This is a genomic window from Pseudomonas sp. 313, from assembly GCF_000316965.1.
In the GTDB taxonomy this organism is placed as follows: domain Bacteria; phylum Pseudomonadota; class Gammaproteobacteria; order Pseudomonadales; family Pseudomonadaceae; genus Chryseomonas; species Chryseomonas benzopyrenica.
Genome location: NZ_ANBZ01000047.1, coordinates 99,761 through 115,464, shown reverse-complemented (window position 1 = coordinate 115,464; position 15,704 = coordinate 99,761). Strand labels below are relative to the sequence as shown.

The window sequence follows — 15,704 nt, the reverse complement described above, 5'->3', positions numbered from 1 at the left end:
TGCATGTGACCTTTGCCAGGCGAAAGCAATCTATCCCACATTGTCAGACAACCTCTCGAGTCCGATGTCGACCGCCAGCCTACCGCCTGCACCCTCACCCGCTCTGGCCACCCGCATTACCCTGGGCATGGTGCTCTTTACCTTTATCGCCTACCTTACCATCGGCATCCCCCTGGCCGTGCTGCCGGGCTTCGTGCACGACCAGCTGGGCTTCAACTCCATCATCGCCGGCCTGGTGATCAGCAGTCAGTACCTGGCGACCCTGTTCTCGCGCTCCCATGCCGGACGCATCATCGACACCGTGGGCGCCAAGCAGTCGGTGCTCTATGGCATGCTCGGCTGCGGTCTCAGCGGCGTGCTGATGCTGGCCTCGGTACTCTTACAAGCCTGGCCCTGGGTCAGCCTTGGTGCTCTGTTGCTCGGCCGACTGGTGCTGGGCTGCGCCGAAAGCCTCTCGGGTACTGGCGCCATCTCCTGGGCAATCGGCCGGGTCGGCCCGGCTAACACCGCCAAGGTGATCTCCTGGAACGGCGTCGCCAGCTACGGTGCCCTGGCCATAGGCGCCCCCCTGGGCGTGGTGCTGGTGGACAGCCTGGGACTGTGGAGCTTGGGCGCCAGCATCATCGGTCTGGCGGCGCTGGGCTATCGGATCGCCAAGCCGCGCCCGCCCATCGTTCCGGTGCGCGGCGAACGCCTGCCCTTCACCACGGTGCTGGGCCGGGTATTGCCCTTCGGCCTGGGCCTGGCGCTGGGTGGCATCGGCTTCGGCACCCTGGCGACCTTCATCACTCTCTATTACGCCAGTCAGGGCTGGAGTGGCGCGGCCCTGTGCCTGACGGTGTTCGGCTGTTTCTTCATCGGTGTACGCCTGGTCTGCGCCAACGCCATCAATCGCCACGGCGGCTTTCGCGTCGCCATCGTCAGCCTGGCGGTGGAAGCCGTGGGCCTGACCATCCTCTGGCTGGCCCCCAGCATAACCACCGCCCTGGTGGGCGCCGCCCTCACCGGAATCGGCTTCTCGCTGGTGTTTCCGGCGCTGGCCGTGGAAGCGGTGCAGCGGGTTCCGGCCTCGAACCGCGGTGCCGCCCTGGCCGGCTATTCGGTGTTCATCGACCTTTCGCTGGCGGTGACAGGGCCTCTCATCGGCGCCGTGGCCACCCATTTCGGCTATGCCGCCAGCTTTCTCTGCGCGGCCCTGGCCGCGCTGGCAGGCTTGGCCCTCAGCGTTCGCCTCCTCTGCCGTTTCGACGAGTCCTCGCGAGAACAGCCATGACCACGACCGCCCCGCCTGCCGCCTCCCTCGCCATCACGCTGCGCATCGTTTCGATCGTCGTCTTCAGCTTTCTGCTGTTCCTGGCGATCGGCCTGCCACTGGCGATCCTGCCGGGCTACGTGCACGACGATCTCGGCTATGGATCGGTCATCGCCGGACTGGCGATCAGTATCCAGTACCTCGCCACCCTCTTCACCCGGCCCCTGGCCGGCAAGCTGGCCGACAGCATCGGCGCCAAGCGTGGGGTGATCTACGGTCTGTTCGGCTGCGTCGCCTGTGGCGTGCTCACCCTGCTGGCCACCTCGCTGCAGAGCGTGCCGGGTCTCAGCCTGGGCCTGCTGATCGTCGGCCGGGTCATCCTCGGCATGTCCCAGGCCATGATCGGTACCGGTTGCCTGAGTTGGGGCATGGGCAGCGTCGGCATGCAGCACGTGAGCAAGGTGATCTCCTGGAACGGCATCGCCGCCTATGGCGCCCTGGCTCTGGGCGCGCCCCTGGGCGTGGCCATGGTCGCGGGCCTAGGGCTCTGGAGCCTCGGCGTGGCCATCGCCCTGCTCGGTGCCCTGGGTCTGGCCCTGGCCTGGAACAAGGAGCCGGCGCCGGTGATTCCAGGCGAGCGGCTGCCCTTTCACAAGGTATTCTGGCGCATCAGCCCCTTCGGCCTCTGCCTGTTGCTCAGCTCCATCGGCTTCGGCGCTATCGCCACCTTCGTCACGCTCTACTACGCGAGCAACGGCTGGCCCAACGCGGCCTTCTGCCTGACCGCCTTCGGTGCGGCCTTCATCTGCGCGCGGCTGCTGTTCGCCGGCACCATCAACACGCTGGGCGGCTTCCGCGTCGCCCTGGCCTGTTTCAGCGTGGAGACCCTAGGGTTGCTGCTGCTTTGGCTGGCGGTCACCCCACAGATGGCGTTGGTGGGCGCGGCCATGGCGGGTTTCGGACTCTCGCTGGTCTATCCGGCCTTGGGCGTGGAGGCCATCGTCAAGGTACCGCCAACCAATCGCAGCGCGGCGCTGGGCGCCTACTCGCTATGCCTGGATCTGGCGCTGGGGATCACCGGCCCTCTCGCCGGCGCCATCGCCAACGGCTTCGGCTTCAGCGCCATCTTCCTCTTTGCCGGTCTCATGGCCCTGGCGGGCCTGGGTCTGAGTGCTTTGCTCTATCATCGAGCGCTGCGCGAGAGCAAAGACCCGATCAAGACCTGAATGGCCGCATTGGTCGAGGGCGAAGCCCTGGATCGGGAGCGCCCAGGCTGCTGCCCCCTGTGATCTCTACAATGGGCCGGGATCCGGAATCGGTGCGGGCGGCTTGGCCGGTTCGGTGAGGTTCTCGACCACCTCGTCAGGGATCTCGGTATCGATCTCTTCATCGGCCATGTCGGAGTCGTTGAGGGGTGCCTGATCGCCGCCCAGCCAGAGGGCCAGCGGAGCGGTGGTGTCGGGCGCGGGAGAAAGAGAAAGGATCATGCCGTGGCTCCTGTGCCGTTCGGTCTCAAGCTTTAGTTGGTCGACGACGCCAGATGTTTCACCCTGGTGCCTACCGCACGTCGCCCCATTCGCCAGTGGCGTCAGTGCCTTGCCAGAGCCTTCGGGCAGAGACGCCGTCCCGGTTGGCAAGTCCACACCCCGAGTAATCGCCAGTCTTTTCGGGCCATTGGCCAGCAGCCTGGCCTGCGCCTGACTAGACTCCAGGGATCCTCCCATGCCGGATTGCCTGCCTATGGATACCCCGACCCGCTCTGCCAGCCCCGCGAATCTGCTCGCGGTCGTTTCGGAAGATGAGCTGCTGCTGCAAGCCCTGGTACGCGAGGTGCTCAAGCAGGAAGGCTTCCATGTGGAAACCTTTGGCACCGCCGACGCCGCCCTGCAATTTCTGGAGCTGCACTGGCAGCAGGTGAACGTCGTGGTGTCGAACGTGCGGATGCCCGGCGTGATCGATGGCGTGCAACTGGCCAAGATCGTCAGCGAGCGTTGGCCCGCGGTGCCCTTCGTCTTGATGTCCGGCTACGCCGGCTTGAGAAATGACATCCCGTCCGGGGTGCCCTTCCTGCACAAGCCGTGGACGCTGGATCAACTGACTGAAGCCGTCTGGAAGGTGGTACCCCGGCCAGACTTCCCCGGCCCCGCCGCCAGTTAGTCCAGCGACAGCCAGCCGCCGCCTGCCCCGTACAAACCACCTCGCAGCTATGCCACAATAGGCGGCATGTCGGGCGCCGCCCGCCTTTACCGCAGCCCAGCCAGGCCGCCGCGCATCGTCGCGACCCCTCGACCCTGCCCGCTGGAGCTCTGCCCATCCGACCGGAACGCCCTGTCCAAGCCGCTTGCCGGCCCGGACAGCGGTCGAGCTCCGGTCTGAAACCCCTTACAGGTAACCCCTTTGATCTCCACCGCTAACATCACCATGCAGTTTGGCGCCAAGCCGCTGTTCGAGAACGTGTCCGTCAAATTCGGCAACGGCCATCGCTACGGCCTGATCGGCGCCAACGGCTGCGGCAAGTCCACCTTCATGAAGATTCTCGGGGGCGATCTCGAACCCACCGGCGGCCAGGTGATGCTCGAACCCAACGTACGCCTGGGCAAGCTGCGCCAGGATCAGTTCGCCTACGAAGACTGCACGGTCATCGATACCGTGATCATGGGCCACGCCGAACTGGCCAAGGTCAAGGCCGAGCGCGACCGCATCTACGCCCTGCCGGAAATGAGCGAAGACGACGGCATGGCCGTGGCTGAGCTTGAGGTGCAGTTCGCCGAGTACGACGGCTACACCGCGGAAGCGCGGGCGGGCGAGTTGCTGCTCGGCCTGGGCATCCCCCAGGACCAGCACTTCGGCCCCATGAGCGCCGTCGCCCCCGGCTGGAAGCTGCGGGTGCTGCTGGCCCAGGCGTTGTTCTCCGATCCGGAACTGCTGCTGCTCGACGAACCGACCAACCACCTGGACATCAATACCATCCGCTGGCTGGAAGGCATCCTGGTCGCGCGCAACAGCACCATGATCATCATCTCCCACGATCGCCACTTCCTGAACAGCGTCTGCACCCACATGGCCGACCTGGATTACGGCGAACTGCGCCTGTTCCCCGGCAACTACGACGAGTACATGACCGCCGCCACCCAGGCCCGCGAGCGCCTGCTGTCGGACAACGCCAAGAAGAAGGCCCAGATCGCCGAACTGCAGCAGTTCGTCAGCCGCTTCTCGGCCAACGCCTCCAAGGCCAAGCAGGCCACCAGCCGGGCGCGCCAGATCGACAAGATCCAGCTGGACGAGGTCAAGCCGTCCAGCCGCGTCAGTCCGTTCATCCGCTTCGAGCAGTACAAGAAGCTGCACCGCCAGGCGGTGACCCTGGAAAACGTCACCCAGGGCTTCGACGGCACCCCGCTGTTCAAGCGCCTGGGCCTGCAGATCGAAGCCGGCGAGCGGGTCGCCATCATCGGCCCCAACGGCATCGGCAAGACCACCCTGCTGCGCACCCTGGTGGGCGAGATGGCGCCACAGAGTGGCGAGGTGAAGTGGACCGACAGCGCCGACGTCGGCTATTTCGCCCAGGACCACGCCGAGGACTTCGCCGACGACGTCACCCTGTTCGACTGGATGGGTCAATGGACCCAGGGCGGCGAGCAGATGGTCCGCGGCACCCTGGGTCGCATGCTGTTCTCCAGCGACGACATCCAGAAGTCGGTCAAGGTCATCTCCGGTGGCGAGCAGGGTCGCATGCTGTTCGGCAAGCTGATCCTGAAGAAGCCCAACGTGCTGGTGATGGACGAACCCACCAACCACCTGGACATGGAATCCATCGAGGCGCTGAACCTGGCACTGGAAAATTATCCGGGCACCCTGATCTTCGTCAGCCACGACCGTGAATTCGTCTCCTCCCTGGCCACCCGCATCCTCGACATGAGCGAGACCGGCGTGGTGGATTTCAGCGGCAGCTACGACGACTACCTGCGCAGCCAGGGCATCAACGGCTGACCCCAGGGTTCGTGTAGTGGGTCGCGCAACCCACTACACGAACAAAATAGATGGTGCCCTAAGCAGTTACCCTAGGTATCATTTCGCACCGAAACGGGTACTCGACCAGGATCGCCGCGATCATCACCTATCGTTTGCGCCGGGAGACCAGGGGTCTCCTGCCACGTCTCGTAACACGTAGCGCCCCCTTCCGGCACGCTCGACGGGTTCCCTTTCGCATACTGATCTCCCCGCCTGGCATCGGCCTCTGCCGATCCGCCAGAACGGTCGGCCCCAACCTAATAAATCAGAACATTGCCGGACGGCCGCTGTCGCAACTGACTGCCATGCCCTACCGGTTGCTCGCCCCTGCCTGTCCGTCCGTGGTCAGTCCGGGGTTGCCCAACTCGAGGTCGGGCTCCGACGCCCGCTCTCCCTCAGGTGTAAAGCGAGACACTGTCTCAGGAGTACGATGAATGCACAGTGGTAACGAAGAGTCGGATTTCGTTTTCGTCGGCGCGGGAATCATGAGTGCGACCCTGGCGGTCATGCTCAAGGAGCTGGAGCCCACGAGTACCGTCGAGGTACTCGAACTGCTCGACGTAGGCGCGGCGGAGAGTTCCAACCCCTGGAACAACGCCGGAACCGGCCATGCGGCCCTCTGCGAGTTGAACTACACGCCGGAAAAGGCGGACGGCAGCATCGACGTCACCAAGGCCCTCAGCATCAACGGCATGTTCGAGGCCTCCAGGCAATTCTGGTCCTACCTGGTCGAGGAAGGTCACTTCGGCTCGCCGCGCGCCTTCATCAGCCCGGTGCCGCACATGTCCTTCGTCCATGGTGCCAAGGACATGGCCTTCCTGCGCAAGCGCTACGAGGCCCTCAAGGACCACGCCTGCTTCGACGGCATGGAGTATTCCGAGGATCACGCCAAGCTGCGCGAGTGGATGCCCCTGGTGATGGAAGGCCGGCCGGCCACCGAAGCCGTGGCCGCGACCCATGTGGCCGGGGGTACCGACGTCAACTTCGGCGCCCTGACCATGAGCCTGCTCGGTCACCTGCAGACCCGTCCCGGCACCCAGGTCCGCTACAACCAGAAGGTGGTGGACCTGACCCGCGAGGCCGACCAGCGCTGGCGCCTGACCATCGAGGACAGTCGTTCCGGTGCCACCCGCACCCTGATCGCCAAGTTCGTCTTCCTCGGCGCCGGTGGTGCGGCCCTGCCGCTGCTGCAGAAGTCCGGCATCCCCGAGGGCGCCGGCTACGGTGGCTTCCCGGTGAGCGGCCAGTGGCTGCGCTGCGACGATCCGCACATCGTCGAACGGCACCAGGCCAAGGTCTACGGCCTGGCCGGCGTCAACTCGCCGCCGATGTCGGTCCCGCACCTGGACACCCGCGTGGTGGATGGCAAGAAGTCCCTGCTGTTCGGGCCCTTCGCCGGCTTCACCACCAAGTTCCTCAAGCGCGGATCCTTCCTCGACCTGCCCAAGTCGATCAAGTCGGGCAACATTGGCCCCATGCTCGCCGTGGCGCGTGACAACATGCCGCTGACCCGCTACCTGGTCGGCCAGGTGCTGCAATCCTTCGACCAGCGCGTCGAGGAACTGCGCGCCTTCTACCCGGCCGTGCGCAAGCAGGACTGGCGCCTGGAAGTGGCCGGCCAGCGGGTGCAGATCATCAAGAAGGACCCGCAGAAAGGCGGCATCCTGCAGTTCGGCACCGAGATCGTCGCTTCCGGTGACGGCACCATCGCCGCCCTGCTGGGCGCCTCCCCAGGTGCTTCCACCTCGGTGTCCATCATGCTGACCCTGGTCGAGCGCTGCTTCCCGAGCCGCTACCAGAGCGAAGAGTGGCAGGCCAAGCTGCGCAAGATGTTCCCCTCCTTCGGTCACAAGCTGGCCGAAGAGCCGGAGCTGCTGCGGGAAGTACGGGAGCGCACCACCCGCGTGCTGCAACTCGACCAGCCGGCGTGACACCCCCTGGATGGCCCACTGGCGGCCATCCCTGCTCCTGACGCCCCCACCCCAGCAAAACCGCCCCCTCTCCCTCTGGGAGAGGGCTGGGGTGAAGGGCTATCGCCCTCCGACGCCTGCCTAATCCCCCAGCGCCGCGCCCTCCCGTCTTGGGTCCGCGCCCCCCTGCCAGCCTGATCCCATCCGGCGAATGACCTGGATGCCACTGGTCATCTCGTCTTCGCGTACCTGGTGCCCACGCTGCTTCAGTGCCTGGCGCAAGGCCGGGGTGGTCTCGCCGCGCTCCAGCTCGGTGGGGCCGTTACGGCTGCCGAAATTCGGCAGGCCCGCAGCCGCCTGGGGATCCAGCTGCCAGTCCAGCAAGCCGACCAGGGTCTTGACCACATAGCCGGCAATCTGCGAACCGCCCGGCGAGCCCAGGGCCGCCAGCAGCTCGCCACTCTGGCGGTCGAACACCAGGGTTGGCGACATGGTCGAGCGCGGTCGCTTGCCCGGCTCCACCCGGTTGGCCACCGGCAGGCCCTTCTCCCGCGGCACGAAGGAAAAGTCCGTCAGCTGATTGTTGAGCATGAAGCCCTTCACCATCAGGTGGGAGCCGAAGTAGCTCTCCACCGTGGTGGTCATGGACAGGGCGCCACCCCAGGCATCCGCCGCCACCACCTGGGAGGTGGAGATGCGCAGTGGCGAGCGATCCGGTGCCCAGGCCAGGGTCGGGCCGGGTGGGACCCCCGGCGCGGCCTTGCCCAGGCTGCGCTCACCGACCTGCTGCGCACGACTGGCCAGATACCCGGGATCGAGCAGCCCCTTGACGTTGACCGGCACCAGCTCCGGATCGGCTACGTACTGGGCGCGATCGGCATAGGCCAGGCGCTCGGCCTCGGCGATCAGGTGCACGGCTTCGGGACGCGGCTCCTGGCCCGCCGGCAGCGCGGTCGGTACTGGCCGCAACGGCGCCAGGGCCCAGGCCGGATCACGGGCTTCCAGGGCCTGGAGAATGCCCAGGGTCTGGGCCACGGTGATGCCGCCGGCGGGCGGCGGCATGCCGCAGACGCGCCAGCGCTGGTAGTCGGTGCACAGCGGCGTGCGCGTCCTGGCGCGATAGCCGGCCAGGTCCTGAAGACTCAGGCTGCCGGGATTGGGGCTCTCCTGCACGGCGCTGGCGATGGCCTGGGCCAGGTCGCCGCGATAGAGCGCTCCGGCGCCCTCCCGGGCGATCAGCGCCAGGGTATCGGCCAATTCCGGGTTGCGCAGCCGGGTACCCACGGGCTTCACCTGCCCCTGGGCATCCAGATAGAGCGCGGCCATGCCGGGTGACTGCTTGAGGAAGGGGTCGTGGAGCAGTTGGTTATGCAGCCGCGGCGACAACGGGAAACCCTCCCGGGCCAGGCGGATGGCCGGCTCGAACAACACCCGCCAGGCCAGCTTGCCGTGGTCGCGATGCGCCAGTTCCAGCGCGCGCAACACCCCGGGCACCCCGACCGAGCGCCCGCCGATGCGGGCCTCCTCGAAGGCCATGGGGCTGCCATCCGCACGCAGGAAGAGCTGTTCCGTAGCACCTGCCGGGGCGGTTTCGCGACCGTCGTAGGCCTGAACCTTGCGACCGTCCCAGTAGAGCAGGAAGGCACCGCCGCCGATTCCCGAGGATTGCGGCTCGACCAGGGTCAGGACCGCCTGCATGGCGATGGCGGCATCGATGGCCGAGCCACCCTGCCGCAGGATCTCCCGCCCGGCCTCGGCTGCCAGCGGATTGGCCGCCGCCGCCATCTGCCGGGTGGCTTCGCTGGCCGTCAGCCCGGGCCGATAGCCGGAGCCAGCCTCGGGGGCGACGGGCAAGGAGGTCTCGCGGCTGTGGCTACAGGCCGCCAGGGTCAGGGACAGGAACAGGGGCGTGAGGATCGACAGAGGGGTTCGCAACATGGGGCTCCTGGGCAACGGGCGGCATTCGCCCGCCTAGCCTAGCCCATCACCTGCAGCCATGCCGCCTGCCTGACCTCAGAACGGCAGATGACGGTGAAGCAGGCCGCCGCAGAGCACGTCCAGCCACAGCAGCTGATGCAGGGCGACGATGGCGAAGAACACCAGGCGAAAACTCAGCTTGACCGTCTTGTGGCGGAAGCGCTGCTGGGCGATCAGGGCACCCGGCCAGCCACCGAGCAGCTCGCCCAGGTGCAGGACCCGCTCCGGCACGCGCCAGCCCTTGTCGCGGGCGCGCTGCTTGTCGTGCTTGTAGAGCAGGTAGGTGACCACGCTGGCCAGCAGGTAGAGCGGCAGTGGCCAGAGCACCCCATGGCCGAAGGCCAGGGACAGCATGCCCACCAGCGGCAGGATGAAGACGGCGATCTGCAGCAGCGCGAGCATGTCCTGCCGGGCGATGGCCGCGCGTTGCTCATAGGGCGTCAGCGCCCCCGCCCGTTTGCTGGTCTTGGGGGGCGCTTTCTGCCCAGACGCACGAGCCGGCTGGCGCCGGCTCTGCTGTTCCTTCTCGGGCTTCACCCGGCCGCCTTGGCCGCGTTCCAGTCGATCCAGCCGAATTGCCAGGTGGCCAGGATCAACAGTCCGAAGACGATACGGTACCAGCCGAACACCTCGTAGCTGTGGTTGCCGATGAACTTCAGCAAGGCCTTGACCGCCAGCATGGCGAAGATGAAGGAGGTGATGAAGCCGACCCCGAACACCAGCACATCGCTGGCAGTGAACAGATGACGGTACTTGTACACCGAGTAGACGGTCGCGCCGACCATGGTTGGCATGGCCAGGAAGAAGGAGAACTCGGTGGCCGCCTTGCGCGACAGACCGAACAGCAGGCCGCCGATGATGGTGGAACCGGAGCGCGAGGTGCCCGGAATCATCGCCAGGCACTGGGCGCAGCCGACCTTGAGGGCGTCATGCCAGCGCATGTCGTCCACCTCTTCCACGCGGATGCGATGGGTACGCTTTTCCGCCCAGATCATGATCACGCCGCCGATCACCAGGGCGAAGGCCACGGTGATGGGATTGAACAGGTATTCGTGGATCAGGTCACCAAGGATCACGCCCAGCACCGCAGCGGGCAGAAAGGCGACGATCAGGTTGCCGGTGAACCGCTGCGCATAGGACTTGCGCGGCAGATCGGTGACGATCTCGAAGACCTTGAAGCGGTATTCCCAGACCACGGCCAGGATGGCCGCCAGCTGGATGATGATATTGAAGGCGATGGCCCTTTCCCCGCCGAAGCCGATCAGATCGGCGACGACGATCTGGTGGCCGGTACTGGAAATGGGCAGGAACTCGGTGATGCCCTCGACGATCCCCAGAATCAGCGCCTGCAAGGCACTCCATAGGTCCATGGTATTACTCCATCCAAGTGAAACATTTGCAGGTAGCCGGGTCCGAAGACGCCGGCGGCAACGGGGTTCGAACCGTGACGCTCCGCAGGGCGTGGCCCTTCGCGGTACCCAGGACAGCTCATGCTGTGGTGGTCGCCCGGCACCTTACCAGAGCGAGACCGGTTGAAGAGACCGATAGACGGCCATTAGGTGCCGTACAATGACGAATCGAATCTTTCCGGATGTGAAGCATGTCGTTTCTGGAGTCGCTCACCACCCTGCTGGGCATGTCGCCCGTGGAGCTGCTGGCCGCCGTTCTCGGGGTGATCGCCGTCTGGCTGACGGTGCGCCAGAACATCTGGGCCTGGCCCATCGGCCTGGTGATGGTGGTGCTCTACGCCTGGATCTTCCTGGAGGTGAAGCTCTATTCCGACATGTTGCTGCAGTGCATCTATGCGGTGCTGCAGCTCTATGGTTGGTGGCAATGGCTGCGGGGCGGCCAGCAACACCAGGGTCGGGTGGTCAGCTCGCTCACCACCCGACCGCTGCTGGCCGGTCTGGCCGTTGGCGCCCTGGGTAGCCTGGTCCTGGGCTACCTCATGGGCACCCACACCGATGCCGCCCTGCCCTGGCTGGATGCCGCGCTCACCGGTTTCAGCCTGGTCGCCCAGTTCTGGATGGCGCAGAAGCGCCTGCAGTGCTGGGTACTGTGGTTCGTGCTGGACGTCATCTATGTGGGCCTCTTCTATTACAAGGGCCTCTACCCCACCGCCATCCTCTATGCGGTCTTTGTCGGTCTGGCCGCCTACGGCTGGCTCGACTGGCGCCGAGCCCTGGCGACCGCACGATGAAAGTGGTGGTGCTGACCGGCCCCGAATCGAGTGGCAAATCGTGGCTGACGACGGTTCTCGCCGAGCGCTTCGGCGGGGTCCGGGTGGATGAGTACGTCCGCGAATACTGCGAGCGGCACGGCACCGATACCTGCCTGGCGGACGTGGATGTCATCGCCCGCGAGCAATTGCACCGCGAGGACCGGGCACGCGCGAGCGCACCGGCGCTCCTGCTGCTCGACACCCACCTGCTGAGCAACCTGCTGTGGAGTCGATTGCTGTTCGGCGCCGCGCCCGACTGGCTGGAGCCGGCCCTGCTGGCGCGCCGCTATGACCTGCACCTGCTGCTCGATCCTCGCGACGTCGCCTGGCAGGACGACGGTCAGCGCTGCCAACCGGAGCTCGCCGAGCGCTTGGCGTTCTTCGCGCAGTGCCGGGACTGGCTGCAGGCCCATGGCCAGCCGGTGCTGGAAATCGCCGGCGACTGGCCCGAGCGGCAAAGGGCCGCGCTGGCTGCGGTGAGCCGATTGCTGCACGACGCCTGACCCGCCGGTAGAATGACGCCCTGTACCGGAGAACGCCATGCACGACGACGATGCCTCTTTCGCCGACTTCACCCGCGGGATCCGTCCGCTCAAGCAGGATCGCGCCGACACCGGCAAGTCGCGCGCCGACCTGGGCCAGATCGCCCAGCGCCGCGCGGATGCGACCAAGACCACGACCGCTACCCGGGTCGACGGCCTGAGCGATGCCTTCGTCATCGACGTGGGCGCCGAGGACGAACTCTACTGGGGCCGCGATGGCGTCCAGGACACCCAGTTACGTCGCCTCAAGGGCGGCCAGATTCCCTTCGAGGGCAGCCTGGACCTGCACGGCATGACCGTGGAAAGGGCCCGGGAAACCCTCTGGGACTTTCTCGCCGAGGCCACTCGCCTGGAAATCCGCTGTGTGCGCATCACCCATGGCAAGGCCGCGCGCCTGGATGGGCGCCGACCGCTGATCAAGAGCCACGTCAATACCTGGTTGCGCCAGCATCCGCAGGTACTGGGCTTCACCTCCTGCCTGCCCCGCCACGGTGGGACCGGCTCGCTTTATGTCTTGCTCAAGCGCACCATGCTCGAAGGTCGCGACGAGTGATCCTGTGACTCGGGTGACGTCTCATCCGAGCGCCAACTTCCTTATCGACAAACAGGAACCCAAATGTCTCTCGAACAGCACTACTCCTCGATCCTGACCGGACTCGGCGAAGACATCAGCCGTGAGGGGCTGGTGGACACACCCAAGCGCGCGGCCAAGGCCATGCAGTACCTCTGCCGCGGCTACAGCCAGACGCTGGAAGAAGTGGTGGGCGACGCGCTCTTCACCTCGGACAACAGCGAGATGGTGCTGGTCAAGAACATCGAGCTGTATTCCCTGTGCGAGCACCACATGCTGCCCTTCATCGGCAAGGCCCATGTTGCCTACATGCCCAAGGGCAAGGTGCTGGGCCTGTCCAAGGTGGCGCGGGTGGTCGACATGTTCGCCCGCCGCCTGCAGATCCAGGAAAACATGACCCGGCAGATCGCCGAGGCCATTGAGCAGGTCACCGGCGCCGCCGGGGTCGCGGTGGTCATCGAGGCGCAGCACATGTGCATGATGATGCGTGGCGTGGAAAAGCAGAATTCCTCCATGGTCACCTCGGTGATGCTCGGCCAATTCCGCGCCAACGACGCTACCCGTGCGGAATTCCTTGGCCTGATCAATCGCTGAGACCGGTACGACGTCCGCTATCCTGAAGGGTCGAAACCTCAACCCTTCAGGAGACTTGTCCATTATGACGGACGTCCACAGCCTTACCCTGTTCCGAGCCCAACCCGAACGCTCCCAGGCGCTGGGTGCCCACCTGCTGGATCTGGCCGCGGTGGCGGTCAAGGACGAGGGCTGCCTGGACTATCGGGTATTCCAGGGCAGCGAGGACGGCGATCTCTGGGTGGTCCAGGCCCGCTGGACCTCGATCGCCGCCCAGGACGGACACTTAAACCAGCCGCACACCCTCGCCTTTCTGGACGAGCTGCCCAAGTTGGCGGACGAAGTGGATCTGTATCCGCTGGAGCCGAGAAAGCCGACGGCTGAGCTTTGATCAGAGGCTGCCAGGATTGCGATAAATCGTAGGTTGGGCTGAGGCGGCTCTTTCGTCGAAGCCCAAACGGGGCCGGTGCCGGGGCAAGAGCTGTTGGGCTTCGCTGCGCTCAACCCAACCTACGGTATCCGTAGCAGGATCGTAGGTTGGGCTGAGACGGCTCCATCGTCGAAGCCCAACAGGGCCAGCTGAGTCAAACCCTGTTGGGCCTCGCTGCGCTCAACCCAACCTACGGTGCCCGTAGCAGGACCGTAGGTTGGGCTGAGACGGTTCTATCGTCGAAGCCCAACAAGACTGGCGCCGAGGCAAGAGCTGTTAGGCTTCGCTGCGCTCAACCCAACCTACGATTCGAGCAACCCGTTACGGCCATGGCGGTCCGCCGAGGCGGACGCTCCGGCATCGCAAGGTGTTGCCCTTCGCGTACGGACACCATGGAAGGTGCCAGCAGGACGTTGAGGTACGACGGCGTTATCGCGGCCATGGGCCGCTCCTACCGTCGTGCGCTACCCGTAGGAGCGGTCCATGGCCGCGATCAATCGCAAACTCAATACTCGGACAGCGCGAAGCTCGTCAGGGCGAAGGTGGGGATGCCGGCCGCTTCCAGGCGCTTGGAGCCGCCCAGTTCGGGCAGGTCGACGATGGCGGCAGCTTCGTGGACCTCGGCGCCCAGGCGGCGGATCAGGTTGCCGGCGGCGACCAGGGTACCGCCGGTGGCGATGAGGTCATCGACCAGCAGCACCGAATCACCGGCGCCGACGCTGTCCTTGTGTACCTCGATCACCGAGTCGCCGTATTCGGTGCTGTAGACCTCGGTCAGCAGCTCGGCCGGCAGTTTGCCCTGCTTGCGGAACAGCACCAGTGGCTTGCCCAGCTCATAAGCCAGGATCGGACCGATGAGGAATCCGCGCGCATCCAGCGCCCCGACGTGGGTGAAGGACGCCGAGCGATAGCGCTCCAGCAATTCCGCCATGACGGCGCGCAGGCCTTCGGGCGACTGGAACAGCGGCGTGATGTCCCGAAAGATCACCCCCGGCTTGGGAAAATCGGGCACGGCGCGGATGAGGGATTTCAGGGCGGATTCGGAAAAGGACATGGCAGAGACTCTCGGGCGCCGGGCGCCTGGTTGAATACGATTGCCCAGTATACCGGGGCCCGCACGGCCGGGGCCAACCAGCCGTCCTTGGGAGCTGAATCGATTCATGTAGTGACCTGGATTGACAGCTACCAATGGGACGGACATCCTTCGCTACGCGCAAACGTTTGCGTGACCACAAAAACCATAAGAATTCGGAGATCCTCCTATGCTGGCCTTTCGCCCTGCCCGCCTGCTGGCGGCTATCGCTCTCGCCTCCGCTTCGCTGATCCTGCCGCTCACCGCCAGTCATGCCACGGCCGCCGAAAAGCCCAAGGTCGCGCTGGTCATGAAGTCCCTGGCCAACGAGTTCTTCCTGACCATGGAAGACGGCGCCAAGACCTACCAGAAAGAGCATTCCGCCGACTTCGACCTGATTTCCAACGGGATCAAGGACGAGACCGATACCTCCAGCCAGATCCGCATCGTCGAGCAGATGATCGTGTCCAAGGTCGACGCCCTGGTCATCGCCCCGGCCGACTCCAAGGCACTGGTTCCGGTGCTGAAGAAGGCCAGCGACGCCGGCATCAAGGTGGTCAACATCGACAATCGCCTGGATCCGGAGGTGCTCAAGTCCAAGTCCCTGGACATCCCCTTCGTCGGCCCCGACAACCGCAAGGGCGCACGCCTGGTGGGCGAGTACCTTGCCAAGCAGCTCAAGCAGGGTGACCAGGTCGGCATCATCGAGGGCGTCTCCACCACCACCAACGCCCAGCAGCGCACCGCAGGCTTCAAGGACGCCATGGAAGCGGCCGGCATGAAGATCGTCGGCGTGCAATCCGGCAATTGGGAAATCGACAAGGGCAATGCCGTCGCCGCGGCCATGCTCAACGAATACCCCGACCTCAAGGCCCTGCTGGCCGGCAATGACAGCATGGCGCTGGGCGCCGTCTCCGCCGTGCGTGCCGCGGGCAAGAAAGGCCAGGTGCAGGTGGTCGGCTACGACAACATCAAAGCCATCAAGCCGATGCTCAAGGACGGTCGCATCCTCGCCACCGCCGACCAGTATGCCGCCAAGCAGGCCGTGTTCGGGATCGAAGCCGCGCTCAAGCTGGTCAAGGGCGAGCCCACCGGTGCCAAGGACGGGGTGATCGAGACGCCGGTCGAACTCGTCACCCAGCCCTGAT

16 protein-coding genes are annotated in these 15,704 nt (G+C 65.6%); 11 read left to right on the top strand and 5 right to left on the bottom strand.

What is annotated here, in order from left to right; translation table 11 throughout:
* Positions 1-64: 64 nt before the first annotated feature.
* Both C722_RS0111035 and C722_RS0111030 read left to right on the top strand, forming a co-directional pair.
* A complete protein-coding gene (locus tag C722_RS0111035) occupies positions 65-1,273 on the top strand; it encodes an MFS transporter (RefSeq protein ID WP_017640550.1) in 1,209 nt (402 codons plus the stop codon).
* Entirely contained in the window at positions 1,270-2,478 is a 1,209-nt protein-coding gene (locus tag C722_RS0111030; RefSeq protein WP_017640549.1) for an MFS transporter, read from the top strand. Before C722_RS0111035 ends, C722_RS0111030 begins: the two co-directional genes overlap by 4 nt.
* A 66-nt stretch (positions 2,479-2,544) precedes the next feature.
* Here the strand turns inward: C722_RS0111030 and C722_RS24840 are convergent, their stop codons facing one another.
* The gene (locus C722_RS24840; RefSeq protein WP_017640548.1) at positions 2,545-2,739 is read right to left on the bottom strand and encodes a hypothetical protein; all 195 of its coding nucleotides are present in this window, start codon (positions 2,737-2,739) and stop codon (positions 2,545-2,547) included.
* Between the two features lie 235 nt (positions 2,740-2,974).
* On the opposite strand from C722_RS24840, the gene C722_RS0111020 reads away from it, so the two are divergent.
* The 3 genes from C722_RS0111020 to mqo all read left to right on the top strand — a co-directional run bounded on the left by C722_RS0111020 (position 2,975) and on the right by mqo (position 7,191).
* Positions 2,975-3,409: a response regulator gene (locus C722_RS0111020; RefSeq protein WP_231893085.1), complete on the top strand. Its 435-nt coding sequence runs from the start codon at positions 2,975-2,977 to the stop codon at positions 3,407-3,409.
* Between the two features lie 240 nt (positions 3,410-3,649).
* Positions 3,650-5,239 carry an ABC-F family ATPase gene (locus tag C722_RS0111015; protein WP_017640546.1) on the top strand — a complete coding sequence of 530 codons (1,590 nt, stop codon included), beginning with the start codon at positions 3,650-3,652 and terminating at the stop codon, positions 5,237-5,239.
* A 455-nt stretch (positions 5,240-5,694) separates the two neighbouring features.
* A complete protein-coding gene (mqo, locus tag C722_RS0111010) occupies positions 5,695-7,191 on the top strand; it encodes a malate dehydrogenase (quinone) (protein ID WP_017640545.1) in 1,497 nt (498 codons plus the stop codon).
* A gap of 120 nt (positions 7,192-7,311) precedes the next feature.
* On the opposite strand, the gene C722_RS0111005 is transcribed toward mqo, so the two are convergent.
* The 3 genes from C722_RS0111005 to C722_RS0110995 form a co-directional block, all read right to left on the bottom strand.
* Entirely contained in the window at positions 7,312-9,108 is a 1,797-nt protein-coding gene (locus C722_RS0111005) for a gamma-glutamyltransferase family protein (protein WP_017640544.1), read from the bottom strand.
* A gap of 75 nt (positions 9,109-9,183) precedes the next feature.
* The gene (locus tag C722_RS0111000; RefSeq protein WP_017640543.1) at positions 9,184-9,684 is read right to left on the bottom strand and encodes a DUF1294 domain-containing protein; all 501 of its coding nucleotides are present in this window, start codon (positions 9,682-9,684) and stop codon (positions 9,184-9,186) included.
* Positions 9,681-10,517: an undecaprenyl-diphosphate phosphatase gene (locus C722_RS0110995; protein ID WP_017640542.1), complete on the bottom strand. Its 837-nt coding sequence runs from the start codon at positions 10,515-10,517 to the stop codon at positions 9,681-9,683. Before C722_RS0110995 ends, C722_RS0111000 begins: the two co-directional genes overlap by 4 nt.
* Before the next feature lie 266 nt (positions 10,518-10,783).
* On the opposite strand from C722_RS0110995, the gene pnuC reads away from it, so the two are divergent.
* The 5 genes from pnuC (at position 10,784) to C722_RS0110970 (ending at position 13,445) form a co-directional block, all read left to right on the top strand.
* The gene (pnuC, locus tag C722_RS0110990; protein ID WP_026083781.1) at positions 10,784-11,347 is read left to right on the top strand and encodes a nicotinamide riboside transporter PnuC; all 564 of its coding nucleotides are present in this window, start codon (positions 10,784-10,786) and stop codon (positions 11,345-11,347) included.
* Positions 11,344-11,871 carry an AAA family ATPase gene (locus C722_RS0110985; RefSeq protein ID WP_017640540.1) on the top strand — a complete coding sequence of 176 codons (528 nt, stop codon included), beginning with the start codon at positions 11,344-11,346 and terminating at the stop codon, positions 11,869-11,871. The genes pnuC and C722_RS0110985 overlap by 4 nt, the downstream gene beginning before the upstream one ends.
* Positions 11,872-11,908: 37 nt before the next feature.
* Entirely contained in the window at positions 11,909-12,463 is a 555-nt protein-coding gene (locus C722_RS0110980) for a Smr/MutS family protein (protein WP_017640539.1), read from the top strand.
* A 63-nt stretch (positions 12,464-12,526) separates the two neighbouring features.
* Positions 12,527-13,075, top strand: a complete 549-nt coding sequence (gene folE / locus C722_RS0110975; RefSeq protein WP_017640538.1) for a GTP cyclohydrolase I FolE — start codon at positions 12,527-12,529, stop codon at positions 13,073-13,075.
* A gap of 64 nt (positions 13,076-13,139) precedes the next feature.
* Entirely contained in the window at positions 13,140-13,445 is a 306-nt protein-coding gene (locus C722_RS0110970) for a putative quinol monooxygenase (protein WP_017640537.1), read from the top strand.
* Positions 13,446-13,989: 544 nt separating this feature from the next.
* Here the strand turns inward: C722_RS0110970 and C722_RS0110965 are convergent.
* Positions 13,990-14,538, bottom strand: coding sequence for an adenine phosphoribosyltransferase (locus C722_RS0110965; protein WP_017640536.1), 549 nt, complete (start codon positions 14,536-14,538; stop codon positions 13,990-13,992).
* A gap of 208 nt (positions 14,539-14,746) precedes the next feature.
* On the opposite strand from C722_RS0110965, the gene C722_RS0110960 reads away from it, so the two are divergent.
* Complete coding sequence (locus C722_RS0110960; protein ID WP_017640535.1) at positions 14,747-15,703, top strand: sugar ABC transporter substrate-binding protein; 957 nt, start codon at positions 14,747-14,749, stop codon at positions 15,701-15,703.
* The last annotated feature ends 1 nt before the right edge of the window (position 15,704 follow it).

Excerpts from the sequence above, each read along its gene's own strand:
- C722_RS0111035 (WP_017640550.1), top strand. The coding sequence starts at position 65 with ATGTCGACCGCCAGCCTACCGCCTGCACCCTCACCCGCTCTGGCCACC.
- C722_RS0111030 (WP_017640549.1), top strand. The coding sequence starts at position 1,270 with ATGACCACGACCGCCCCGCCTGCCGCCTCCCTCGCCATCACGCTGCGC.
- C722_RS24840 (WP_017640548.1), bottom strand. The coding sequence starts at position 2,739 with ATGATCCTTTCTCTTTCTCCCGCGCCCGACACCACCGCTCCGCTGGCC.
- C722_RS0111020 (WP_231893085.1), top strand. The coding sequence starts at position 2,975 with ATGCCGGATTGCCTGCCTATGGATACCCCGACCCGCTCTGCCAGCCCC.
- mqo (WP_017640545.1), top strand. The coding sequence starts at position 5,695 with ATGCACAGTGGTAACGAAGAGTCGGATTTCGTTTTCGTCGGCGCGGGA.
- C722_RS0111005 (WP_017640544.1), bottom strand. The coding sequence starts at position 9,108 with ATGTTGCGAACCCCTCTGTCGATCCTCACGCCCCTGTTCCTGTCCCTG.
- C722_RS0110995 (WP_017640542.1), bottom strand. The coding sequence starts at position 10,517 with ATGGACCTATGGAGTGCCTTGCAGGCGCTGATTCTGGGGATCGTCGAG.
- pnuC (WP_026083781.1), top strand. The coding sequence starts at position 10,784 with ATGTCGCCCGTGGAGCTGCTGGCCGCCGTTCTCGGGGTGATCGCCGTC.
- C722_RS0110985 (WP_017640540.1), top strand. The coding sequence starts at position 11,344 with ATGAAAGTGGTGGTGCTGACCGGCCCCGAATCGAGTGGCAAATCGTGG.
- C722_RS0110980 (WP_017640539.1), top strand. The coding sequence starts at position 11,909 with ATGCACGACGACGATGCCTCTTTCGCCGACTTCACCCGCGGGATCCGT.
- folE (WP_017640538.1), top strand. The coding sequence starts at position 12,527 with ATGTCTCTCGAACAGCACTACTCCTCGATCCTGACCGGACTCGGCGAA.
- C722_RS0110970 (WP_017640537.1), top strand. The coding sequence starts at position 13,140 with ATGACGGACGTCCACAGCCTTACCCTGTTCCGAGCCCAACCCGAACGC.
- C722_RS0110965 (WP_017640536.1), bottom strand. The coding sequence starts at position 14,538 with ATGTCCTTTTCCGAATCCGCCCTGAAATCCCTCATCCGCGCCGTGCCC.
- C722_RS0110960 (WP_017640535.1), top strand. The coding sequence starts at position 14,747 with ATGCTGGCCTTTCGCCCTGCCCGCCTGCTGGCGGCTATCGCTCTCGCC.